7 protein-coding genes are annotated in these 4,379 nt (G+C 32.7%); all 7 read left to right on the top strand.

Annotated features, from left to right (window positions below; translation table 11 throughout):
* The first annotated feature begins 62 nt into the window (after positions 1-62).
* The 7 genes from U1E44_RS16645 to U1E44_RS16615 all read left to right on the top strand — a co-directional run bounded on the left by U1E44_RS16645 (position 63) and on the right by U1E44_RS16615 (position 4,092).
* Positions 63-710 (top strand): NAD(+)/NADH kinase, encoded by a 648-nt coding sequence (locus U1E44_RS16645; protein WP_322932243.1) that lies wholly within the window; start codon positions 63-65, stop codon positions 708-710.
* Entirely contained in the window at positions 707-841 is a 135-nt protein-coding gene (locus U1E44_RS16640) for a hypothetical protein (RefSeq protein WP_322932242.1), read from the top strand. The genes U1E44_RS16645 and U1E44_RS16640 overlap by 4 nt, the downstream gene beginning before the upstream one ends.
* 22 nt (positions 842-863) lie before the next feature.
* Positions 864-1,424: a hypothetical protein gene (locus tag U1E44_RS16635; RefSeq protein WP_322932241.1), complete on the top strand. Its 561-nt coding sequence runs from the start codon at positions 864-866 to the stop codon at positions 1,422-1,424.
* A gap of 176 nt (positions 1,425-1,600) precedes the next feature.
* Positions 1,601-1,912, top strand: a complete 312-nt coding sequence (locus U1E44_RS16630; protein WP_322932240.1) for an antibiotic biosynthesis monooxygenase family protein — start codon at positions 1,601-1,603, stop codon at positions 1,910-1,912.
* A 5-nt stretch (positions 1,913-1,917) separates the two neighbouring features.
* Positions 1,918-2,499 (top strand): O-methyltransferase, encoded by a 582-nt coding sequence (locus U1E44_RS16625; protein ID WP_322932239.1) that lies wholly within the window; start codon positions 1,918-1,920, stop codon positions 2,497-2,499.
* Positions 2,500-2,650: 151 nt separating this feature from the next.
* Positions 2,651-3,118: a type II secretion system protein GspG gene (locus U1E44_RS16620; protein WP_322932238.1), complete on the top strand. Its 468-nt coding sequence runs from the start codon at positions 2,651-2,653 to the stop codon at positions 3,116-3,118.
* Positions 3,119-3,603: 485 nt separating this feature from the next.
* Positions 3,604-4,092, top strand: a complete 489-nt coding sequence (locus tag U1E44_RS16615) for a hypothetical protein (RefSeq protein ID WP_322932237.1) — start codon at positions 3,604-3,606, stop codon at positions 4,090-4,092.
* The last annotated feature ends 287 nt before the right edge of the window (positions 4,093-4,379 follow it).

Genomic DNA, 4,379 nt, shown 5'->3' with positions numbered 1-4,379 from the left:
ATTTCTTGTATTTCATCTTTCAAATGTATTAGTTTGAAATTTAAAATATCACTCCGAACTTATTGGGGGCTAAAGTAACAGCTAAATACTCTAAAGGTTGTCCAATTGTCGCAGTAAATCCCGATAAAGAGAGATACGATGGTGTTCTTTTACCCTTTGACACTTCTGATTTTGTTTTAGGTGTTGAGAATGTTTTAAGCAATCATTATCAATCTAAAACTATGCGGTTTGCAGAAGCAAAACTAAATGACGGACAAAGAATTTTGGCTTTTAACGACCTTTTTATTGGAACATCTTCACATATTTCTGCACGTTATAAAATCTCATTTAATCAAAACACTGAAGAACAATCATCAAGCGGACTTATTATTTCTACACCAGCAGGCTCGACAGGTTGGTTAAGTTCAATTTTCAATATGGCTTATGGAGTAACAAGTATGTTCGAGAAAAATCTTAAACCTAAAAGACCAAAACTTAAAGACAACGAATTGCTTTTTGCAGTTAGAGAGCCTTTTCAAAGTATAAGAACACAGACAGGAATAACCGCAGGAATTATAAAAAACCAAAATCACTTGACAATTGAATCATTAATGCCGACAAGTGGAGTAATTTTTAGTGATGGAATAGAAACTGACTTTTTGAAGTTTAATAGTGGCTCAATTGCGACTATAGGAATTGCACCTGAAACAGCCAAAATAGTAACGAAATGACAAGAAAAACGAGCCATAACATCACCTATACGCAAGCAGGGGTTTCGTGCTTCGTAAGACAGGTAAGTGGTAAATTTGAAGTTCAGTTCTTCGTAGGAAGTTTAGTGGTTAAAATCCCTGCCTGCGTATAGCTGAGAAACGTTACCTGTAATTATGAAAAACATCCTGCTTGCCATAATGTTTTTACCAATATTAACTTTTAGTCAATCAACTAAATCTTACTTGGAATTAATTGATGATGCAAAAACAAAGAAAAGTGCAGACCAAATTGAGGAACTGATTATTGGAACTTGGGAATTTGAAAAATTAACAGATAGTAACGGAAAAGCAATATCTGAAATCACACATTTTATAAATGACACAATAACTGCCAATGAAGTTGTTTGGCGACCAAGTATGCGGATTGAAAAAAACGGAATTTACAAATTAATGGGTTGCGATAATCCCTATAATTGCGAATCTGGAAAATGGGAATATGACCGAGAGTACAAGTTATTCCGAATGACTTATGACGAACCAAAATACAATGTACCGATTGACAAACTTGCGCCTGGGCTTTTAGAACAATTAAAAAAATCAGGTTCGTTAATGGTGTTTACGAAAAACGAAATCGAATTTGCAGAAATAACAGAATCTGAATTAGTTGTATTTGACCTTTTACCTAGTGACGGAACTGAATTTAAATACAATTTACTCGTATATCGGAAAAAATAACTACAGGTAACACCGTGTAAAAAACATTGCTTATTTTAGTTTAACCGTTTGGTCGTTGCTTTGTTTGCTAGCATCTGATTTTCCTTCGGAAAATCCTCGCACTCAAACACGCAACGTTCCTTACACATAAACGTTGTGCTTAATACCGAAAACTAAAGAAACAAAATAGCTAATAAATGATTTTAGAAGTTGCAATACTTGAAATAAAAAAAGGATTAGAAAGTAGATTCGAAGAAGATTTTAAAAAAGCAAGTGAATACATAAGTTCAATAGATGGATATTTAAACCACAAACTAAAAAGGTGTATAGAACAAAAAAATAAATACATTTTATTAGTTGAATGGGAAAAATTAAAAGACCATACTATTGGATTTAGACAGTCTGAACAATATGCTGATTGGAAAAAACTTTTGCATCATTATTATGACCCATTCCCTACAGTTGAACATTTTGAAGCAACATTTGAAATGAAAAATAACAACAATTAGATAATATGAAAGACTCAAATATTCTTAACAAACCTATCATTCATTCAGAAATTGAGAACAAATCTAAAGAAATAGGATTTACAATGCCTTCTGACCTATATATCGGAACACTTTTAAAAACACTGATAACATCTAAACCTAAATCAAACTTATTGGAGTTAGGAACTGGAATTGGATTATCACTCTCTTGGATGATAGACGGAATGGACCCTGAATCTAAACTAATTAGTGTTGACAATGACCCGAAACTGATTGAGATAGCTGAAAATTATTTTGGGAAAGATAAAAGAGTGGAAATAATATGTGCGGACGGAACTGAATGGATTAAAGGTTACAAAGGAGAAAAATTTGACTTAGTTTTTGCAGATGCTTGGCCAGGGAAGTATAGCGAAGTTGATGAAATACTTGATTTAATAGAAATTGGCGGACTATACATTATTGATGATATGTTGGCTCAACCTAATTGGCCTGATGAACATCAAGAAAATGTTGACAAACTAATTGAATATTTAGAAAACCGGAAAGATTTCAATCTGACTAAAATGAATTGGTCAACTGGAATTATAATAGCAACAAAAAAGTACTAAGCACAACAATGGATATAAGTAATTGCTCGGTCTCGCCTACTTCAGAAAATCCACAAGGATTTTCAGTTTGGTGTGTACTTGCAAAGTTAAGCGCTAACCCACGCAACTACTCATAGCCCAACCGTTGTAGCACATTTGAGAAACGAACTGAATGATTGAATTAATACTTTCGACTTTAGCAGAATTTGGACTAATTCGCGTAGATTATAAACATAAAAAGCGGATAAGTAAAAAGGAAAAAGAAGACGGAATTAAAAGACCGATTCAAAAATATTTTATGCAACCGAGTGCATTAATGTTAATTGCTGTTTTAGTTATTGGAAGTTTAAGTGCAATTCTATTTTTTACTTATCAAAGAACATCGGTATTTCCAGAAAAAACGGAAAAGGAAATATCGGAAATAAGCGAGAGGATGGAAAGTTGGAATAAAAAATTCGGAAAATATCCAATGGACCTGAATGAATTAATTGGAAACAGTCCTTTAAGGCAAGAATGGAATAAAGATGCTTGGAATAGAGAATATGAATTTAAGATAACGGAAAACGGAAAAGGATTTTTAATAACTTCTGCTGGTTCTGATGGAAAATTTAAAACGGAAGATGACATTAAATCGAAATAAAAGAAATTCTAAAATTGTTAGACTTTATATAATTAGTTTGGTTTGCATTATTTGTTATTTCTTGATGAAAAATTTTGATGTAATAAACGAACTAGTTGAAAAATCGAGTGAAATTTTCCCTAATGAGGTTACTGGCAGTTTTATTACACTTGTTTTTACAGGTTTACTACAATATGGATTTTTAGCGGTCGGTATATGCATTTTTTTAACCCTGAGTTTTACTGTAATCAGAGACAAAATTAAAAACGCGTGAACAAATAAAAACGTGCTACAACAATACCTATAAGTAATGCGGAGTTTGGAGTTAAATCCAAAGTTCTGTGTATATTTATAAAGTCGCCAAATCAGTTTGATTTGGCATTTAAAGCAATAAAAATAAAACGCAAACAAAAAGCTTTGGCTACGTGCGTAGACGGTATCAAAAATGATTCCTTGGCTCCGCACTACTCATAGCTTGAAAGTTACCTACAATTTCAAATAACACTGTGAACGACCAAACAAAAGTATATAACCTTAACAATTCGGCTAACAGCATTATTGAAATAATTAATTCAGAAATAGGACGGAACAATATTGCAGGAGGATTTTCTGACGACGGAGGAATAGAACTCTATGGAAATTTATCATTTTTCGCTTTTACTCCAAATTTAGGGCCGTTAGTGAAACTTATTGCAAATGCGGTAAATACAAATGAAAATGGAACCGAATGCAAACTAACTCTAAAAAGGATTAACGGAATTACTTATAAGATGCAATTTTGGTTTGGAATATTTTTTGTCGGACTGACTTTAACAATTGCTGTATGTCAATTAGCTATGAACGGATTTAGCAAAGTCGAGTTTTTAATTATGCCGACTTTCGGACTGATTTACTCATTAATAATCGAATTAATCGCGCGATTTAAAATATCATCACTGATTAAAAAGGTGCAAAAATTAATACTGACCGATAAGATTACGCATAAAAAACTGTAGGTAACAATACCTATAAGTAATGCGGAGTTTGGTGTTTAATTTAAAGTAAGCGTATATTTACTATGTCCGCAAAATCTTTTGGATTTTGCTCTAGCGAAAAAATATAAATCAAAACAAAAAGCTTTTGCTGCGTGCGAAGACGGAAACAAAAAGGTTTCCTTGCCTCCGCACTACTCATAGCTTAAACGTTAGCCGTCAGTTTAGCGGAACTGTAGCCTTCCCCAAAAATAGGACAGTTTATAATTCGAATTTATTAACTTTAAATTCAAACTGTCACAATGAAAATC

The organism is Aurantibrevibacter litoralis, from assembly GCF_034651555.1.
Classification (GTDB): Bacteria; Bacteroidota; Bacteroidia; order Flavobacteriales; family Flavobacteriaceae; genus Aurantibrevibacter; species Aurantibrevibacter litoralis.
Note: the sequence above shows the minus strand (reverse complement) of the source record. Positions and strands in the feature narration are given on the sequence as shown.